At 52.4% G+C, this 18,731-nt stretch carries 15 protein-coding genes; 9 read left to right on the top strand and 6 right to left on the bottom strand.

The window, feature by feature from the left end; all coding sequences use genetic code 11:
* Window positions 1-106 precede the first annotated feature (106 nt).
* From CH74_RS06845 to CH74_RS06820, 6 genes are all read right to left on the bottom strand, one after another.
* Complete coding sequence (locus CH74_RS06845; protein WP_048306720.1) at window positions 107-2,161, bottom strand: acetyl/propionyl/methylcrotonyl-CoA carboxylase subunit alpha; 2,055 nt, start codon at window positions 2,159-2,161, stop codon at window positions 107-109.
* Window positions 2,158-3,024 carry an enoyl-CoA hydratase-related protein gene (locus tag CH74_RS06840; protein WP_048306719.1) on the bottom strand — a complete coding sequence of 289 codons (867 nt, stop codon included), beginning with the start codon at window positions 3,022-3,024 and terminating at the stop codon, window positions 2,158-2,160. The genes CH74_RS06845 and CH74_RS06840 overlap by 4 nt, the downstream gene beginning before the upstream one ends.
* Before the next feature lie 123 nt (window positions 3,025-3,147).
* Window positions 3,148-4,755 (bottom strand): carboxyl transferase domain-containing protein, encoded by a 1,608-nt coding sequence (locus CH74_RS06835; RefSeq protein ID WP_048306718.1) that lies wholly within the window; start codon window positions 4,753-4,755, stop codon window positions 3,148-3,150.
* Window positions 4,756-4,872: 117 nt separating this feature from the next.
* Complete coding sequence (locus CH74_RS06830) at window positions 4,873-6,042, bottom strand: isovaleryl-CoA dehydrogenase (RefSeq protein WP_048306717.1); 1,170 nt, start codon at window positions 6,040-6,042, stop codon at window positions 4,873-4,875.
* 247 nt (window positions 6,043-6,289) lie between these two features.
* Complete coding sequence (locus tag CH74_RS06825; RefSeq protein ID WP_156181408.1) at window positions 6,290-7,654, bottom strand: uracil-xanthine permease family protein; 1,365 nt, start codon at window positions 7,652-7,654, stop codon at window positions 6,290-6,292.
* A 73-nt stretch (window positions 7,655-7,727) separates the two neighbouring features.
* Window positions 7,728-9,080 (bottom strand): 8-oxoguanine deaminase, encoded by a 1,353-nt coding sequence (locus CH74_RS06820; protein ID WP_048306733.1) that lies wholly within the window; start codon window positions 9,078-9,080, stop codon window positions 7,728-7,730.
* 336 nt (window positions 9,081-9,416) lie between these two features.
* Here CH74_RS06820 and CH74_RS06815 point away from each other — a divergent pair, with 336 nt between their 5' ends.
* The 9 genes from CH74_RS06815 (at window position 9,417) to rffA (ending at window position 18,728) form a co-directional block, all read left to right on the top strand.
* A complete protein-coding gene (locus tag CH74_RS06815) occupies window positions 9,417-10,763 on the top strand; it encodes a Na+/H+ antiporter family protein (RefSeq protein ID WP_048306715.1) in 1,347 nt (448 codons plus the stop codon).
* A gap of 503 nt (window positions 10,764-11,266) precedes the next feature.
* Entirely contained in the window at window positions 11,267-11,644 is a 378-nt protein-coding gene (locus tag CH74_RS06810) for a histone-like nucleoid-structuring protein, MvaT/MvaU family (protein ID WP_048306714.1), read from the top strand.
* 649 nt (window positions 11,645-12,293) lie between these two features.
* Window positions 12,294-12,545 carry a hypothetical protein gene (locus CH74_RS06805; RefSeq protein WP_253272978.1) on the top strand — a complete coding sequence of 84 codons (252 nt, stop codon included), beginning with the start codon at window positions 12,294-12,296 and terminating at the stop codon, window positions 12,543-12,545.
* Between the two features lie 97 nt (window positions 12,546-12,642).
* Window positions 12,643-13,989: an O-antigen ligase gene (locus tag CH74_RS06800; protein WP_253272977.1), complete on the top strand. Its 1,347-nt coding sequence runs from the start codon at window positions 12,643-12,645 to the stop codon at window positions 13,987-13,989.
* 43 nt (window positions 13,990-14,032) lie between these two features.
* Window positions 14,033-15,124 (top strand): dTDP-glucose 4,6-dehydratase, encoded by a 1,092-nt coding sequence (rfbB, locus tag CH74_RS06795; protein WP_048306712.1) that lies wholly within the window; start codon window positions 14,033-14,035, stop codon window positions 15,122-15,124.
* Window positions 15,121-16,002: a glucose-1-phosphate thymidylyltransferase RfbA gene (gene rfbA, locus CH74_RS06790; protein WP_048306711.1), complete on the top strand. Its 882-nt coding sequence runs from the start codon at window positions 15,121-15,123 to the stop codon at window positions 16,000-16,002. Before rfbB ends, rfbA begins: the two co-directional genes overlap by 4 nt.
* 22 nt (window positions 16,003-16,024) lie before the next feature.
* Window positions 16,025-17,032, top strand: a complete 1,008-nt coding sequence (locus tag CH74_RS06785) for a TDP-N-acetylfucosamine:lipid II N-acetylfucosaminyltransferase (protein WP_172656310.1) — start codon at window positions 16,025-16,027, stop codon at window positions 17,030-17,032.
* A gap of 6 nt (window positions 17,033-17,038) precedes the next feature.
* Window positions 17,039-17,614 carry an O-acetyltransferase gene (locus CH74_RS06780; RefSeq protein WP_048306709.1) on the top strand — a complete coding sequence of 192 codons (576 nt, stop codon included), beginning with the start codon at window positions 17,039-17,041 and terminating at the stop codon, window positions 17,612-17,614.
* On the top strand, window positions 17,598-18,728 hold the full coding sequence (gene rffA, locus CH74_RS06775) for a dTDP-4-amino-4,6-dideoxygalactose transaminase (protein ID WP_048306708.1): 1,131 nt from the start codon (window positions 17,598-17,600) through the stop codon (window positions 18,726-18,728). Before CH74_RS06780 ends, rffA begins: the two co-directional genes overlap by 17 nt.
* Window positions 18,729-18,731: the final 3 nt, after the last annotated feature.

The following is an 18,731-nucleotide window of genomic DNA, read 5'->3' as shown; positions in this document are numbered from 1 at the left end:
GTGTGCTCTGTCAACGACTATCGCTCGCTGAAGCGAGCTTCTACAAGAGCGGTAGTCGCTGGCTTGTTAGGAGCCTGATTTACCGGGCGATTATTGACAGATTTTGTCACTCGTCGGCATTGAACGTCAGCAATTCATCCCCCTGGCCGACGGTATCGCCGGCGGCGAAATGAAACGCTTCGACCACCCCATCCGCGGGCGCGTTCAGGGTATGCTCCATTTTCATTGCCTCCATGACCATCAGCGGCGTGCCTTTTTCGACCCGCTCACCGGGTTCGATCAGAAGCGTTACCACGGTGCCATGCATGGGGGCGGTCAGGGTGGCATCCACCTCGTGATGGCCGTGATCGACGGCGTCCAGGCGACGCCAGAACAGGCGCGTCTCCTGCTCTGCATCGCCAAGCACCAGCACGTCGCCGTGAGGAGTGCGGTCGCGTCGGGCCAGCCAGCGACGGCGATGGCCGTCCAGCAGGATGGCAACACCATCGCCTTCCAATCTCTGTAGCTGACCTTCAAGGATGTGATCGTTCACCTGCAATCGCCAGGCGCTCTTTCCTTGACGCTCGGCCAGTACGGTCAGGATGGCAGAGCTGTCGGCGTCATCACCGGCGTGGGCCGGGTCCGTCAGGGCGATGCGGATTCGGGCCGGCGCGTTCAACCGCCAGCCGTCACGACGCGCCCAGGGTGAATCCTTATGGGACTCACGCTGTAAAAGATCAAGGGCGAATAGCGCCGCGCTGGCATAAGCCTCGTTGTCGAGAGTTGCCTTGCTGAATAGCTCAGCCTCGTGCAGCTCGATGAAACGAGTGGTCAGTTCGGCCTTGCGGAAATCCGCATGACTGGCCAGTCGCTGCAAGAAGGCGCGGTTAGTGGTCACGCCGGAAACATCCAGTGCCGACAGGGCCCGGTTGAGGGTCGCCAGGGCCTGGTCACGGTCGTCCCCATGGGTGATCAGCTTGGCGAGCATGGGGTCGTAGTACATCGTGATCTCGTCGCCGGCCTCGACGCCGCTATCCAGACGAACCCGGGAGGGGTCTAGATTTGCCCCAGCCATATCAAGTTCAAAACGTTCAAGATGGCCGGTAGCCGGCAGGAAATCCTGTTCCGGATCTTCGGCATAGAGCCTTGCCTCGAAGGCATGTCCGGTGATTGTCAGTTCTTCCTGGCGCTTGGGCAACGGTAGACCCGCCGCTACTCGCAGCTGCCATTCCACCAGATCCTCGCCGGTGATCATCTCGGTGACCGGGTGCTCCACCTGCAGACGGGTGTTCATCTCCATGAAATAAAAACTGTTGTCTGCATTGAGCAGGAACTCGACGGTGCCGGCGCCCACATAACCGATCTCCTTGGCGGCGCGAACCGCGGCGTCGCCCATCTGGCGACGCAGCTCTTGGGTCATGCCCGGCGCCGGCGCCTCTTCCAGCACTTTCTGATGGCGGCGCTGCACCGAGCAGTCCCGCTCGAACAGGTACACACCGTCACCGTGGCTGTCGCAGAACACCTGTACTTCGACGTGGCGAGGCTGGGTCAGGTATTTCTCGATCAGCATGCGCTGATCGTTGAAGGCCGCCTGGGATTCACGACGGCAGCCTTCAAGCGCTGCCTGAAAATCCTCGCCGCGCTCGACGATGCGCATGCCTTTGCCGCCACCGCCGGCGCTGGCCTTGAGCAATACCGGATAGCCGATCTGATCCGCCTCGGTCTTTAAAGTGGCCTCATCCTGGTCGTCGCCGTGATAGCCCGGCACCAGAGGTACGCCTGCGGCGTCCATGCGTGCCTTGGCGGCGGATTTATCCCCCATGGCGGCGATGGCGCTGGCCGGCGGGCCGATGAATACGATGCCGGCCTGCTCACAGGCCGCGACGAACTCGGCATTCTCGGATAAAAAGCCATAGCCTGGGTGAATGGCCGAGGCCCCGGACCGTTTGGCGGCTTCAATGACTGCCTTGACGTTCAGATAGCTTTCCCGGGCCGGCGCAGGGCCAAGGCGCAGCGCTTCATCCGCTTCTCGCACGTGATAGGCCATGGCATCCGCATCCGAGTAGACTGCCACGCTTTTCAGGCCCAGCCGTCGCGCGGTGCGGATCACGCGACAGGCGATCTCGCCGCGATTGGCGATCAATACCGTGGACAGTGGCGTCGGCGCGTTGGCAAGACTCATGGGCGCGATTCCTTGTTTTGATCGTCGTTTTGCTTATCGCTCGAATCGTTCTGATTGCCAGTCGGTTTCCAGCTTGGCAGGCGCTTGTCGAAGAAGGCGCTGAGTCCTTCCTGGCCTTCCTGGCTCACACGCAGCTCGCTGATGACCTGGCAACAGCGTTCCCGGATGGCATCAGAATCACGTTCTTGGGCAACATCCGCCAGCAGTGCCTTGGTGGCACGACTTGCCTGAGGTGAGGTGGCAAGCAGGGTATCGATAAGGGATTCGATGCCTTCATCCAGCCCTTCCTTGGCGGTCACTTCGTGCACGAGCCCCAGCGTCTGGGCAGTGGTTACATCAATGACTTCGGCGGTCAGCGCATAGCGGCGCATCTGCCGCTCGCCAATGGCGCGTTGTACATAGGGGCTGATCACTGCGGGAGATAGACCGATTCGCACCTCGGAGAGACAAAAACGCGCCGCCTCCGAGGCAATGACGATATCGCAGCAGGCGGCCAATCCCACCGCGCCACCATAGGCGGCGCCTTGTACCCGGCATAGTGAAGGGCAGGGCAGGGTATCGAGGCGATGCATCAAACGTGACAGTTCCCGAGAGTCGTTCAGATTGCCCTCGAAGCTGTAGTCGACCATGCGCTTCATCCAGTTCAGATCTGCGCCGGCGGAGAAGTGTTTCCCTTCTGAGCCGAGCACCAGTACCCGAACCTCATCGCGCTCAACGGCTTCGAATAGCTGGTCGAGATGGTTGTTGAGTTCATGAATAAGGGCGTCGTCGAAGGCGTTGTGCACCTCGGGGCGATCCAAGGTCAGCCAGGCGACGCTGCGATCGTCGATGCGCAGTCGGGAATAGCTCGTTGTATCAGGCATGGCGGCAATCTCGCCTCATGTGGGTTTGGAGTATCTGGCCAATGTAGGAGCTTGGTTTACCGAGCGATGGTGGGCAATCCAGCATTGATCGCCCAATAAATTGGGCTCCCACAAAACAGTGGCCTACATCCGAAATACACCAAAGCGCGTCTCCTCGACCTCCGCATTCATCGCCGCGGATATAGCCAACCCCAATATATCTCGGGTCTGAATCGGATCGATCACGCCGTCGTCCCAGAGTCGCGCACTGGCGTAATAGGGATGCCCCTGATGCTCGTACTGTTCATGGATCGGCGTCTTGAACGCCGCCTCGTCTTCCTCGCTCCATTCAGTGCCATGGCGTTCGTGCTGTTCTCTCTTGACCTGGGCCAGCACGTTAGCAGCCTGCTCGCCGCCCATCACCGAGATGCGCGCATTGGGCCACATGAACAATAGATTAGGCTCATAGGCGCGGCCACACATACCGTAATTGCCAGCGCCGAAGCTGCCGCCGATCAACACCGTGAACTTGGGCACGTTGACACAGACCACGGCGGTGACCAGCTTGGCGCCGTGCTTGGCGATGCCTTCCTGCTCGTACTTGGAGCCCACCATGAAGCCGGTGATGTTCTGCAGGAAGATGAGGGGAATCCTGCGCTGGGCACAGAGCTCGATGAAATGCGCGCCTTTTTGGGCCGACTCCGAGAACAGCACGCCGTTGTTGGCGATGATGCCCACCGGATGACCCTGCAGATGAGCGAAGCCGGTGACCAGGGTATCGCCGTAGTAGCGTTTGAACTCATCGAAGTCCGAGTCGTCGATCAAGCGGGCGATGACCTCCCGTGCATCATAGGGCTTGCGCAGATCGGTACCGACGATGCCGTAGATCTCTGCCGGGTCCAGGCGTGGCGGTTTGGGTTCCTTCATTGCAAGCCGGCCGCGTTTTTGCCAGTTCAATCGCGACACCGCGCGGCGCGCCAGCTGCAGGGCATGGGCATCGTTGTCCGCGTAATGATCCGCCACGCCGCTGATCTTGGCATGCACGTCGGCGCCGCCCAGATCCTCGGCGCTAATGGTTTCGCCGGTGGCAGCTTTCACCAGAGGCGGGCCGCCCAGGAAGATGGTCCCCTGTTCCCGCACGATGATCGACTCGTCCGCCATGGCCGGCACATAGGCGCCGCCGGCGGTACAGGAGCCCATGACCACGGCGATCTGAGGAATGCCTTCTGCGGAAAGGGTGGCTTGATTGAAGAAAATGCGCCCGAAATGATCCCGGTCCGGGAACACTTCGTCCTGAAGCGGCAGAAAGGCGCCGCCGGAATCCACCAGGTAGATGCAGGGCAGACGATGCTTGCGGGCGATCTCTTGGGCACGCAGATGTTTTTTTACCGTCAGCGGATAGTAGGTGCCGCCCTTGACCGTGGCGTCGTTGGCGACGATCACGCATTCAACACCGGATACCCGGCCGATCCCGGCCACCACGCCGGCGGCAGGTACCGGGGATTCGTAGACCTCATGGGCGGCAAGGGCACCGATCTCGAGAAAGGGCGCGCCTTCGTCGAGAAGATGATCGATACGATCCCGCACGAACAGCTTGCCCCGAGATTCGTGGCGCTCCCTGGCCTTGTCGCCACCGCCCCGACAGATGGATGCGGTCAGGGTATGCAGTTTGTCGACCTCGGCGCGCAGCGCCTTGTCGTTGGCCTGGAAGGCCTCGGTGCGCGGGTTGATCTGGGTCTGCAGGATTGCCATGGCGATTCCTTGAATTCGGCTATCGGCATTGAGTCGGTGGATGTAGGAGCTTGGTTTACCGAGCGATGAATGCGTTGATTCGCCATTTATCGCCCAATAAATTGGGCTCCTACCGTGTCATGCAGATTCGTTGAATAATTCGCGACCTATTAGCATCCGCCTAACCTCGCTGGTGCCGGCGCCGATCTCATAGAGTTTGGCATCCCGGAGTAAACGCCCCGTCGGATACTCGTTGATATAGCCATTGCCACCGAGGAGCTGAATCGCATCCAGCGCCACCTGAGTCGCCTTCTCGGAGCAGAACAGGATGACCCCCGCGGCATCCTTCCTCGAGGTCTGACCGCGATCACAGGCGGCGGCGACCGCATACAAATAGGCACGACAGGCGTTCAGCGTGGTGTACATGTCCGCCACCTTGCCCTGCACCAGTTGAAACTCGCCAATGGACTGATCGAACTGTTTACGCTCGTGGATGTAGGGCAGCACCACATCCAGGGCGGCCTGCATGATGCCGATGGGTCCAGCGGCCAGCACGGTACGCTCGAAGTCCAGCCCGCTCATCAGCACCTTGACGCCTTTGTTCTCTTCACCCAGCACGTTTTCAACGGGCACTTCGCAGTTGTCGAATACCAGCTCGCAGGTGTTGGAACCGCGCATGCCCAGCTTGTCGAGCTTTTGCGCCGTGGAGAAACCGGAAAAGTCCTTTTCGATGAGAAAAGCGGTGATGCCCTTTGAGCCGGCTCCGGGATCCGTCTTGGCATAGACCACCAGCACCTGAGCGTCCGGGCCGTTGGTGATCCACATCTTGTTGCCGTTGAGCACGTACTTGTCGTCTTTCTTCTCGGCGCGCAGCTTCATGGATACCACGTCGGAGCCGGCACCGGGTTCGGACATGGCCAGGGCGCCGACGTGCTCACCGCTTATCAGCTTGGGCAGATACTTGGCCTTCTGCTCAGGGCTGCCATTGAGTTTTATCTGGTTGATACAAAGATTCGAATGGGCGCCATAGGAGAGCCCCACGGATGCGCTGGCTCGAGAGATTTCCTCCATGGCGATGCAATGAGCAAGATAGCCCATGCCGGAGCCGCCATCTTCCTCGGATACGGTGATTCCCAGCAGGCCCATATCGCCCAATTTTTGCCACAAGTCTTCCGGGAAGACGTTCTCGGCGTCGATATCCGCTGCTCGTGGCGCGATTTCGTCTCGGGCAAAGGCGTTGACCTGATCGCGTAGCATGGTCTGGGTTTCATCCAGACCGAAATCGAGGGGCGTATAAGGAGAATACATGGCGCTGCTCCTGAACGTATCTGGGCGTTTATTAGGAGTACACCGAACCTGCTAGGGCTCGGCGTCAAAATAATAATGGCAGAATAGATAGGGTTGACGTTTACGTAAAGTAGAGCTTTGGTCGCAGAATTCTTGATGACAGGATTTTGGATGCTGTAAGCATAAAAAAGCCCCCACTCATGCTGCGAGTGAGGGCCGACAAGAAACGAATCTATAAAAGCTTACTGAGACGATCCTTCGGGAAAGCTCAGATGGTGTCGCGCATGGGCTTTTCACCCTTTGGCAGGATCAGATTCAACAGGATGGCGGCGATGGCGCCAGGAATCAGACCGGATTCGATGATTGCCTGCATGTTCGTGGACAGATTGGCATAGAGGCCTTCCTGGGCCGGCAAGCCGATGGCCAGAGACAGCGAGACACCGATAATCACCATGTTTCGCTTGTTGAAATCCACGGTGCTGAGCATCTTGATGCCGGCGCTGGCGATCATGCCGAACATGATGAGTACCGCACCGCCCAGTACCGAGTTGGGGATGCTCGAAACGACGGCGCCCAGCTTGGGCAGCAGACCGGCGAGCAGCAGAAAGCCACCGCCGATGGCTACCACGTAGCGGCTGACGACCCCGGTCAGGGCGACCATGCCCACGTTCTGGCTGAAACTGATCTGGGGGAAGGCATTGAAGATAGCGGCGAAAACGCTGGCGATACCATCCGCCATGACGCCGCCGGAAAGTTCCTTCTTGGTAGGCTCGCGATTCATGCCGCCAGCGGTGGTGCCAACGATGTCACCGATGGATTCGGCGCAGGTCACCAGGGCCAGCAGTACGACCGGCACGATGGCAGCCAGATGAAATTCAAGACCGATGGCCAAGGGGACGGGCATCGAAATCCATTCTGCGGTTCCGATCTTGCCGAACTCCACGTAACCGAAGGCAACGGCGGCCCCATAGCCTACCAACAGGCCCGCAAGGGGGGCGGCTTCCGACCAGATACCTCGGCCATATTGGTGTAGACCCAAGGTGACAGCGAAGACCAGCGCGGCCAACAGGAGATGGTGAGTGGCGCCAAAATCTGGAGAACCAAAACCGCCTCCGACATAGGCGAAGCCTACGGGCATCAACAGCACCCCCAGCATGATGACGAAGGTGCCGGTGACCACCGGCGGAAATAGAAAGCGAAACCAGGGTAAAAAGAGGCCTACCAACGCCATGGCCACGCCGCCACATAGTGAGGCGCCCAGTACTGCGGGTAGTCCCATGTCGCCGGCGATGGGAATCAATACCGGCACGAAGCCGAAGCTGGTACCCATGACGATAGGCAGGCGTGCGCCGATCGGTCCGATACCCAGCGATTGCAACAGGGTGGCGACACCGGCAACGAACATGGCCGCTTGAATCATGAAAACCGTTTGGGCTTCGGGCAAATTGGCCGCCCCGGCGATGATGATGGGTACGGTAACGTTGCCCACGAACATCGCCAACACGTGCTGAATGCCCAAAGGGACGGCGCGCCCCAATGGCGGCATGGCATTGACGTCGTGGGTGCTGCGGACATGGTGTGGGCTATCCTCCGGGTGTTCCGGCGGCGTCGTCATGGTCGTCGATGTGCTCATTGTCGGCAATGCTCCTGCTTCTTGTTGTCGCTAAGGGGTGGGGTTGCAATGGATGTTGTTGTCGTAAGAAATGTCATAAAGCGTTGCGCAAGCGTTTGGCGGCACTGTTGTGGCGTGCCATTAGGGCGTCGAGATCGATCTTGCAGGGCAAGCCATCGATGATTCGCCAGCGACCGGCTACCATGACCCGGTCCGCGCGCTGGGCGCCACACAGAAGCAGCGCTGCCAGAGGGTTTTCGGCACCGGAAAAGCGCAGTTCATCGAGCTTGAAGAGCGCTATATCCGCCTGCTGACCGGGTTCCAGGTCGCCAATGTCCGGGCGGCCCAGGCAGTGTGCGGAGCCTCGCGTCGCCCAGCGGATGATATCTTCGTGAGTCACCTGACTAGGCGAGTAGCGCAGGCGACCCAGCAGCAGCGCCTGACGCATTTCGCTTGCCAGGTTGGAGTGATCGTTGGAAGCTGAACCGTCCACGCCTATTCCGACCGGTGCGCCGGCAGCTTCGAGTTCCAGGGCACGACACATGCCGGAGCCCAGCACCATGTTGGAGGACGGGCAGTGAGCGATACCGGTGCCAGCACGGCCCAGGCGTTTGACTTCGTCGTCGTTGAAATGGATGCCGTGAGCCAGCCAGGTTCTATTGCTCAACCAGCCACACTCTTCCAGATAGTCCAGCGGGCGCATGCCGAACAAACGCTGGCAGTAAGCGGTTTCGTCTTCGGTTTCCGCAAGATGGGTATGTAGACGTACGTCCTGGGTCTCGGCGAGCCGGGCACTCTCTTGCATCAGTTCACGGCTGACCGAGAAAGGCGAGCAGGGTGCCAGAGCGATAGTGGTCATGGCACCGTCGCCGCGCTGATGATAGCGCTGGATCAGACGCTGACTGTCCTCGAGAATGGTCCGTTCATCCTGCACGACGGACTGGGGCGGCAGACCTCCATCTTCCTGCCCCACGCTCATCGAACCACGAGTCAGCGCAGCGCGTACGCCAAGACGCTGAGCGGTCTCAACCTGGCAATCGATAGCGTTGAGCAAAGCCCCAGAGAAAACATAATGATGATCCGCCACGGTGGTACAGCCGGACATCAGCAGTTCCACCATGGCCAGTTCGCTGGCCAGCGCCAGCTGCTCTTCGTCGAGATTCGCCCATACCTCGTACAGCGTGGTCAACCAGGGAAAGAGTTCTTTATTGAGCGCAGGCGAATAGGCGCGGGTCAGGGTCTGATAGAAGTGATGATGGGTATTGACCAATCCAGGTAGCAAGACATGCTGAGACGCATCGAAGATGTTGTCTACCGGTCGCTTGGGTTTGGCGCCGGCCGCTACTTTCTCGAGAATGCGCGTGCCTTGAATCACGATGCCGCCTGCTGCGTCGGGGTCTGCGCAGTCGAGCGGATCACGAATCCAGAGCGTAGTGTTGTCGGTCATGGAGGTTTCCTCGGTCATGAGAGCCGGCATCTGTTCGAACGCTAGGGTTACCCACGTCGATGTGGTTCAGGTGCCTTGCTCAGCAAGCCGGAGATGTTTTTGTGTACCAGAGTTGTATACCAAAATCCTCGATGGTGGCGCCACTTGTCAAGAATAAAGTGGCGACAGCCTATGCGACATTTGTCGAGGGTATGCTTTCACTCGAGCAAAGATCGTTGGTTTTGCGACAGTTTTTTTGAGTCTAGAAAGTAGAGAGAAATCACGCTCGGTCAATCGCTCTGGTAGAATCGCCGGCTTTCACTTGCTTCTGCCAATCTTTGAACAGGAAACGAGCGCATGAATGCGGTAATTCTCGGCGTATTGGTCATGGTGGCACTGGCTTTGGCCCGAGTATCGGTGGTATTCGCCTTGATAGCGGGTGCATTGGCGGGAGGGCTGGTAGGCGGTTTATCCCTTGGCGATACACTGGCAGCCTTCAACGATGGGGTCGGTGGTGGTGCCAAGATAGCCCTGGCCTATGCCACCTTGGGTGCCTTTGCCGTGGCCATTTCACGGGCCGGTTTGCCGGATCTGCTGGCACAGCGTCTGATCAGGCTGTTTGGTCAGGAGGCATCGCCAAAGCGACGGGCAGCGGTAAAGTACACGCTGATCGGTTCCGTACTGCTGGTAGCCATTTCGTCTCAGAATTTGATCCCGGTACACATCGCCTTCATTCCCATCCTGATTCCACCGCTTCTGAAGGTGATGAATCAGCTACGTCTGGACCGACGCGCGGTAGCCTGCACGCTGACCTTTGGATTGACGGCAACTTACATGCTATTACCGGTAGGCTTTGGTGCCATTTTCCTCAATGACATTCTGCTGGCCAATATAAACGAGGTGGGGCAGTCTTTAGGTCTTGAAATCACGCGAGGCATGGTGCCCTTGGCCATGGGTGTGCCGGTTAGCGGCATGGCCTTGGGGCTACTGGTGGCACTTTTTATAAGCTATCGCAAGCCGCGAGATTACGACACTCAGGATACGAATATCAGCAATCTGCCTCATCAGCAGGAGCAGGTGAATATTCATACCCTTGGCCTTTTGATGTCCGTGGTGGCAATTCTTGCTGCACTGGGCATCCAACTCTACAGCGGCTCCATGATCCTCGGTGGGCTAGTGGGTTTTGCCTTGCTCTCGGTGGGTGGTGTTTTCAAATGGCGCGAAGCCGATGATCTTTTTACCAGCGGCATGCGCATGATGGCGTTGATCGGCTTCATCATGATTTCTGCTGCCGGATTTGCATCAGTGATGGATGCCACCGGCGAGGTCGAACTGCTGGTGAGTGACGCTGTCGAAATCATTGGCGACAATCAAGGGCTGGCAGCACTCATCATGCTATTGGTTGGTCTATTCATTACGTTGGGGATTGGTTCATCTTTCTCCACCATACCGATCATTGCCACTATCTATGTGCCATTAGCGATGCAGTTTGGTTTTTCGCCCATGGCGACGATTGCACTCGTGGGCACTGCCGCGGCGCTAGGTGATGCAGGTTCACCGGCTTCAGACTCGACCCTGGGCCCGACTGCCGGGCTTAATGTGGATGGTCAGCACGATCATATTTGGGACTCAGTGGTGCCGACCTTTCTACACTACAACATACCGCTGATTGGCTTTGGCTGGCTGGCAGCGATGTGGCTTTAAGCATTACTACAGGTGTCAGGGAACGCGATATTCGAAGAAAATCTATTTGATGAATTCTTATTCATCGAATTACGGCTAGGCGTCATGCGTTACTAGCAGATAACGCAGACAATGCTTTTCTTTTACTCCAAGTTACAGGTAAGACTGCTTTTCGTATTTTTAAGATCGTACTTACCCTTGAATAGCACAATTTTGGTGTGGTTATTATAGAGCATTGTTTTTAATGATATTTTTTGCGTTCGGTTAAGTGATGTGAATAGGATGACAAACGATTATGGCTGCTCATAGGAGCGTACTGGTCACTGGGTCTTTTGTTAAAAGAGAATATCCCAAGCACGGTGCACAGGTCTTTTTTGTTCATAGATAAGCTCGCTTTTGCGTATCTCATAGAAGAGATGTTCCGTGAATTTTAGAAAAAAACAAATCTGCCCTTGGCATGAAACTTAAAAACGTTAATAATTGCATCCTACTTGCTAACTTCCGACATAAGGAATTAAGACGTTATGTCACTACTCAGTGAATACATGAAGAAAGAGCAACTGCTCAAGCAAATCCAGGAAGAGATGGAACAGATGGAAAGCGACCAGCGCTTAACATCTGAGCTCGAGTTCAAGGAGCGTCTTGAAGCACTAATGCAGGAGTTCAGTAAAAATGCCGCTGACGTCATCGACCTTCTTCAGCCTCAAGAACGGTCTTCCGGCACTTCAAAAAGCGTTGCAACAGGTGGGAGCCGTCGCAAACGTAAGCTAAAGATTTACAAAAACCCCAATACGGGCGAAGTGGTTGAAACCAGAGGCGGAAATCAAAAGACATTGAAATCCTGGAAGGACGAGCACGGTGCTGATACCGTTGAGTCCTGGCTAGTCCGCACTGAAGGTTAATTCTTTGTTAATTAAATGCTGGTAAAACAATGACAAGGCGCTGATGAGACAATACGTCAGCGCCACAGGCTTCAGTGCCCCATTGTTTTAAAAGTTTGAGAAAACGAATAAAATTTCAATTGCTTAGCATGGTTTTTTTGCTTCTATTTGTTGTTACAAAGACTCATAAAAATTAGTTAGCTGTTTTATCCCTGAAATTGTAAACATAAAGGCTTTTTTTAGTGCCATGCTGAGCGTATTATAGTAAGTTGCAAAAATAATTTTGTATCCGTTTATACCACATGAACTGGTCTGTTTTTATATGCACACAGTATCTGTGTTTTGGCACGAGTTTACTTGAACAGTCTTTTGACAAGAAAAGATGCATACACATCAGTAATTATTTTGATTTAAACGCAAACCAACAGATATCAGCTTAAAAGCTAGCGCTTAAATTTTCTACCTTGTTGTGATGTTAAGTGTGAAATTGTATTTTTGTGTTATTTTCAAGCCGCGATTTTTGAAGTTTCAACTACAGGAACATGCGAATTTAATTTATATAAATAATATTTAATATGCGACAACGTTACGTTTTAATTTTAAATGCTTTATGCCATGACCAATCTTTAAGGTGATTTTCAACCTAATTTACGGTGTCAAGACTAAATTCATGAAATCTAATAAACCTCGTTATATGGACGAAAGAGAGAAGCTACGTAGGTTCCGGGAACTTGACGATGCCTTTTCTCAAGCCTTACGGGATCTGGAAGGATCTAGTAAACGACGTCAACAAGAAAATGAAAAAGATTTAAAGCACGAATTTGAGCAACGCTTGCGTGGACTGATGGATGATTTTCAGCAAAGCGATACCAGCGTCCATACTCTACTTCTCACCTTGCTTGAGCTTGGTAAGATTAGTTAGATAGTTTTAGGTGACAATACAAGGGACATATTCGTTATAGGAATGCCATCATACCTGTACCGATCACCTTTTGTGCAATCCAGGATGGATGTTAAACGTGAAGAGTAAAATGCTCTGGGAACCTCATAAGCTTCTACCTTATCCAAAATGGATATTATATGTAGGGGTCCTGGGCCTTGTTCTGTATTCCTCTTTTAGAGTTCTTTGGCCAGATTTAGGTAAACTTGGTGAATACTCTACGGCCTTTTTTGGATTGATCGCAATCCTTGTATATGGGAAACAGTTGCGGCGTTCTGCAGCACTATGGCTACTGTTGGCCGTGATTCTAGTACAAATGCTATCCTGGTGGCTTGGTGTTTTACATCATCCAGAATGGATGGATAGCGATCCTAAAGTTGACAGGTTAGCGAAACTGTTCATCTTTATCGGCGTGGCATGGTGGTTAGGCGGTAGTACTCGCAATACGCTAATCGTCTGGGGGCTAGCCCTTATCTTCTATTTACCGGCCACCTTGATACATGGTGACGGTATTCATGAATGGCTTATAGGATTGCAAGGTGAGCGTGCTGGCTTTGGAATACGCAACAAGCAGCATGGCGCCATGCTGTTTGGCGTAGCACTTTTAGGTATATTCGTATTTTCAAAGCGTTTTTGTACGCCGGGCAAGTTCCGGTCGATACGCATACTATTCTGGTGTTTTTTACTGATAATTTGTTCTATAGGTGTACTAATTGGCCAGACTAGAGCCATCTGGTTGGCTTTGCTCGTAGCCTTGAGTACAGCAGGAATTACATGGCTACTTTACAAAGGAAGCAGTCAATTTACTACTGAAAATCTCAAGAAATTTTCGGTCAGTTTTATATTATTATTAATAGTGACAACCGGTGCAGGTATAAAATTTCACGATACTTTAACTGAGCGTATAGACCAGGAATCTCAAGTTATCAGTCAAATAGCACAAGGAGAGTTCGAGGACTTACCCTATTCGAGTATTGGTATTCGTATTCACACATGGCGCGCCGCCTTTGATTGGATAGAGCAACGTCCTCTCGTTGGGTGGGGCGGTCAAGGGCGTAGCCTTGTTATTGATCATACCGAATGGTTACCGAATTCGATCAAGGAAAACTTTGGCCATCTGCATAATTTCTTTCTCGAAATATGGGTGGCGTATGGGATCTTGGGATTGACCGTAATGGGGGCATTGGCAGTCTGGGTAGGGCGCTCATCCTGGCTTGCATGGAAGGGCGGTTTGTTGCCAAATGATATTGCGCTGTTTGGTGTGATTTTCTTTGTGTACTGGATGATAGCAAACCAGTTTGAGTCATATAATTCTTTTTGGACGGGAGTATACGTGCATAATATTATCCTTGGTGGATTAGTGACTCATTATTGGCGGTGGCAGCTAACCTCTGAAAAGGATATTGGTGTAAAAAGCATTACATGAAGATAGCTCAGTTGAATTTTTTACCAATCTTGGAAAGTTTTACATGAATAATTCAACGAGAAAAGTCTTGATTACTGGCGGTGCAGGCTTCATTGGCTCAGCTGTAATACGAAACATTATAAAAAACACACAGTGCAGCGTTGTAAATGTCGACAAGTTGACTTATGCGGGCAACCTGGAATCGTTGAGTTCCGTATCAAACAACGAACGCTATAAATTCGAGCAAGTAGATATTTGCAATCGGATCGAGCTTGAGAGAGTGTTTTCGGTCCATTGCCCTGATGCCGTCATGCATCTAGCCGCAGAAAGCCATGTCGATCGCTCCATTGACGGTCCTGCCGCCTTTATCGAAACCAATATCATTGGAACTTATACACTGCTGGAGGTTGCTCGAAACTACTGGCAGGGTTTGAATTTCAGCCGTCAAGCTGATTTTCGTTTTCATCATATATCGACGGATGAAGTGTATGGTGATCTTGAAAATCCTGACGAACTGTTTGTTGAGACTACCCCGTATATGCCAAGTTCGCCTTATTCTGCTAGCAAGGCGAGTTCCGATCATCTGGTGCGTGCTTGGCAGAGAACCTATGATTTTCCCGCGTTAGTGACAAATTGCTCCAATAATTATGGACCTTTTCACTTTCCTGAAAAACTCATTCCGCTGATTATTCTCAATGCTTTGGAAGGTAGAAAACTTCCGGTTTATGGTACGGGGGAGCAGGTGCGTGATTGGCTGTATGTAGATGACCATGCTCGCGCCCTTTACTTGGTATTGAATAATGGAAGAATAGGTGAAACTTATAACATTGGCGGCCACAACGAAAAACGGAATATCGATGTAGTGCTAGAAGTTTGCGATTTATTGGAAGAGATGGCACCACAAAAACCAATGGGCGTTGCCAATTATCGCGATTTGATCGTGTCAGTAAAGGATCGGCCCGGTCATGATTTTCGTTACGCTATCGATTCAGGAAAAATTCAACGCCAATTGGGTTGGGTACCTGACGAATCTTTTGAAAGTGGCCTCCAAAAAACAGTAAGCTGGTACTTGAACAATTTAGGCTGGTGTACCAGGGCATTGAGCAGCACTTATCAACGCGAGCGCCTTGGAACTATCGACAGGAAAAAGTCATGAAGGGAATTGTCTTGGCGGGGGGTAGTGGTACGCGTCTTTATCCTATTACAAAAGGGCTTTCCAAGCAGCTATTGCCCATTTATGACAAACCCATGATCTACTATCCTCTCTCGGTTTTGATGCTGGCGGGCATACGCGAAATCATGATCATTACAACGCCTGAGGATCAAGACGGTTTCGTACGTTTGCTTGGAGATGGGCATCAGTTCGGTATCGATTTGTGCTACGCGATTCAGCCACAGCCTGATGGATTAGCCCAGGCGTTCCTCCTTGCCGAAGAGTTCATTGGCGATGATAGAGTCTGTCTGGTACTGGGTGATAACGTATTCTACGGACAAGGGTTTACACCCAAGCTGCTTGAAGCCGCAGGACGAGAGCAGGGCGCCACGATATTCGGTTATCAAGTAAAGAATCCTGAGCGTTTTGGCGTCGTGGAATTCGACGCCGAGCAACGAGTTGTTTCCATTGAGGAAAAACCTGAAAACCCAAAGTCGAACTTCGCGGTGACAGGTCTTTATTTCTATGACAACGACGTAGTAGAGATTGCCAAACAAGTAGCACCGTCTTCTCGGGGTGAGCTGGAAATTACGAGTATCAATCAAGCCTACTTACAGCGCAACGACCTGAACATCGTGCTCTTGGGGCGCGGGTTTGCCTGGTTGGATACGGGAACCCACGAAAGCCTGTTGGATGCTGGCATGTTCGTGCAAACCATCGAGCACCGACAAGGAATGAAAGTGGCTTGTCTAGAAGAAATTGCTTTTCTGAGAGGCTGGCTCACAAGTGACGACCTGAAGCGACTTGCTGTTCAATACAGGAAAAGCGGCTATGGAGAATATCTCGAAAACCTGATTGTTGAAGAAAGTGATAATGTCTAAAAAAATACTCCATGTATGCTATATGGACAAGTTCATTCCGGCTTTTATGGAATTTGTTCGCGAAGAGATTGATGGTTCGGATAATCATTTTCATCTCATAGAAAAGTCTCACGACTATCCCTATCAAACCGGCGCTGACGTAGAGCAACAGAACAGCAAGCTTGGTTTTTTTAAGCTGTACTTCAAGATGCGTAAATACGACAAGATAATCCTTCATGGATTATTTAATAAGTATGTCGTGTTTATTCTCGCATTGAATCCAAAAATATTGGGCCGTTGTTATTGGATAATCTGGGGTGGCGATTTATATAGCTACCAAAATGAAAAGACGACGTTGAAAGAGAGACTCGTCGAATGGTGTCGTCGTAAGATCATTCCAGACATCGGACACCTTGTTACCTACATTCCTGGAGACATCGATCTGGCACGGCAGTGGTATGGTGCCAAAGGTAGCTATATTGAAAGCTTCGTGTATCCCAGTAATCTTTATAAGTCGCTAAATTTACCTGAAAGAAGACAACGTCCCAAAAAAACAAAAGCTACAGTGCTGGTTGGCAATTCAGCGAGTCGCAGCAATGAGCATTGCGAGGCGTTCGAGCGGCTCAAGATGTTGCCAGAAGGCAATATCAAGATCATCTGCCCTCTTTCCTATGGCAATAGACGCTATGCAAGAAAAGTCATGACAGAAGGAGAAAGGTTATTCAGCGAGGATTTCATAGCGCTTACCGAATTTTTACCTCTGGAAGAATATCTTGAAATACTAGCAGAGGTCGATATCGCATGCTTTGCGTTTCGGCGCCAGCAGGCAATGGGAAATATGATCACGCTGCTAGGCTCGGGAAAAACGGTATTCATCCGCAAAAATATTACACCATGGTCCATGTTTGAAGAACTCGGAGTCAAGGTTTTTGACTTGGATAATATAGGTAGCGTTCGCTTGGACGATGAGACCGCAAAGCGCAATCGGGAAATCATTAGTTCTTACTTTTCAAAGGAAAGATTGATACATCAACTCAAGGATATCTTGTAGGAATTTATGGCATATCTTACTCAGCAAGCGCTTGAGGCGCTCGGCTTCAAGAAGCTTGGTAAAAACGTCAAGATCAGTGATAAAGCGAGTATTTACAATCATGACGTCATTGAAATAGGTGACCATTCAAGGATCGACGATTTCTGTGTGGTGTCCGGCAGAGTCAGTATCGGTCGATTTTGCCATATCTCTACCCAATGCCTGATAGCGGGGGGTGAGCCTGGGGTTTTCATGGCGGATTTCTGCGGTCTGGCCTATGGCACGAAAGTGTTTTCTCAGTCGGATGACTATAGCGGCGCAACCATGGTCAGCTCTTTGGTAGACAAAAAATATAAAAATGAGTTCTTTAGCCGTGTCGTGCTGGAAAAACACGTCATCGTTGGCGCTGGATCGATCATTTTCCCTGGGGTGGAAGTCAAGGAAGGCTGCTCGATAGGAGCCATGACGTTGGTGAACAAAAGCACTCATCCTTGGGGAATCTATTTCGGCAGCCCAGCGCATCGTATAAAGGAGCGAAAACGAGATATCCTTACCCTTGAAAGTCAATTTCTCAAGGAGCGAGAAGATGATTCCCTTCAATAAACCCTCCTATACCGGTAGAGAAGATGACTTCGTGCTGGATGCCATGCGCAGTAGCAAAATATCGGGAGGTGGCGCTTACGCGTCTTATTGCCAGCAATGGTTCGAGGAGCATCTTGGTTGCTACAAATCGTTATTGACGCCTTCCTGCACCCATGCCCTGGAAATGACGGCCATGCTGATCAATATTCGTCCAGGAGACGAAGTGATCATGCCTAGCTATACGTTCGTCAGTACGGCCAATGCCTTTGTCTTGAGAGGGGCCAAGATTGTATTTGTCGATATCCATCCAGCAACCATGAACATCGATGAGCGCCTCATTGAAGCGGCTATCACGCAGAAGACCAAAGCAGTGGTAGTCGTGCACTACGCGGGAGTCGCCTGTGAAATGGACAGCATCATGACCCTTGCCGATCGCTACGGTCTTTTTGTTATCGAGGATGCGGCTCAAGCGATGCTCTCAACTTACAAGGGGAAGCCGCTTGGCTGTATCGGTCACTTGGGTACTTATAGCTTTCATGAAACAAAAAACTATACCAGCGGTGGTGAAGGCGGGCTGCTGATTGTCAATGATGAGCGTTTTGCAGAACGAGCAGAAGTACTGAGAGAAAAAGGCACCAATCGCAGTCAATTCTTTCGCGGTATGGTCGATAAATATTCCTGGGTTGATGTGGGTAGCAGTTATCTTCCCAGTGAATTGCAGGCTGCTTATCTTTGGGGGCAGCTGCAGTCCGTTGATGGTATTGACGCCGATCGCCGACGTTCCTGGGAATATTACAACGAGTCCCTTGAACCGCTTGCCGAGCGTGGCGTCGTGCAGCTCCCCACAATTCCTGACACCTGTCGACACAATGTCCATATGTTCTATATCAAAGTCAGGGATATCGATGAGCGCTCGGAGTTATTGGCGTTCTTGAAAGAAAAGGGGATAGGAGCAGTATTTCACTATGTTCCTTTACATACCTCCCAGGGAGGAAAGCATTGGGGAACTTTCGTTGGTGAAGATGAGTACACCACCCAGGAAAGCGATCGGCTTCTTCGTTTACCCTTATGGTACGGTATAGATGAAAAGGATTTGAGTCGTGTCGTTACGGCAGTGAAAGAGTATTTTGCCTGAGTC

Source organism: Halomonas sp. PR-M31 (assembly GCF_001039575.1).
In the GTDB taxonomy this organism is placed as follows: Bacteria; Pseudomonadota; Gammaproteobacteria; order Pseudomonadales; family Halomonadaceae; genus Modicisalibacter.
This window is presented reverse-complemented; position numbering and strand designations above follow the sequence as displayed.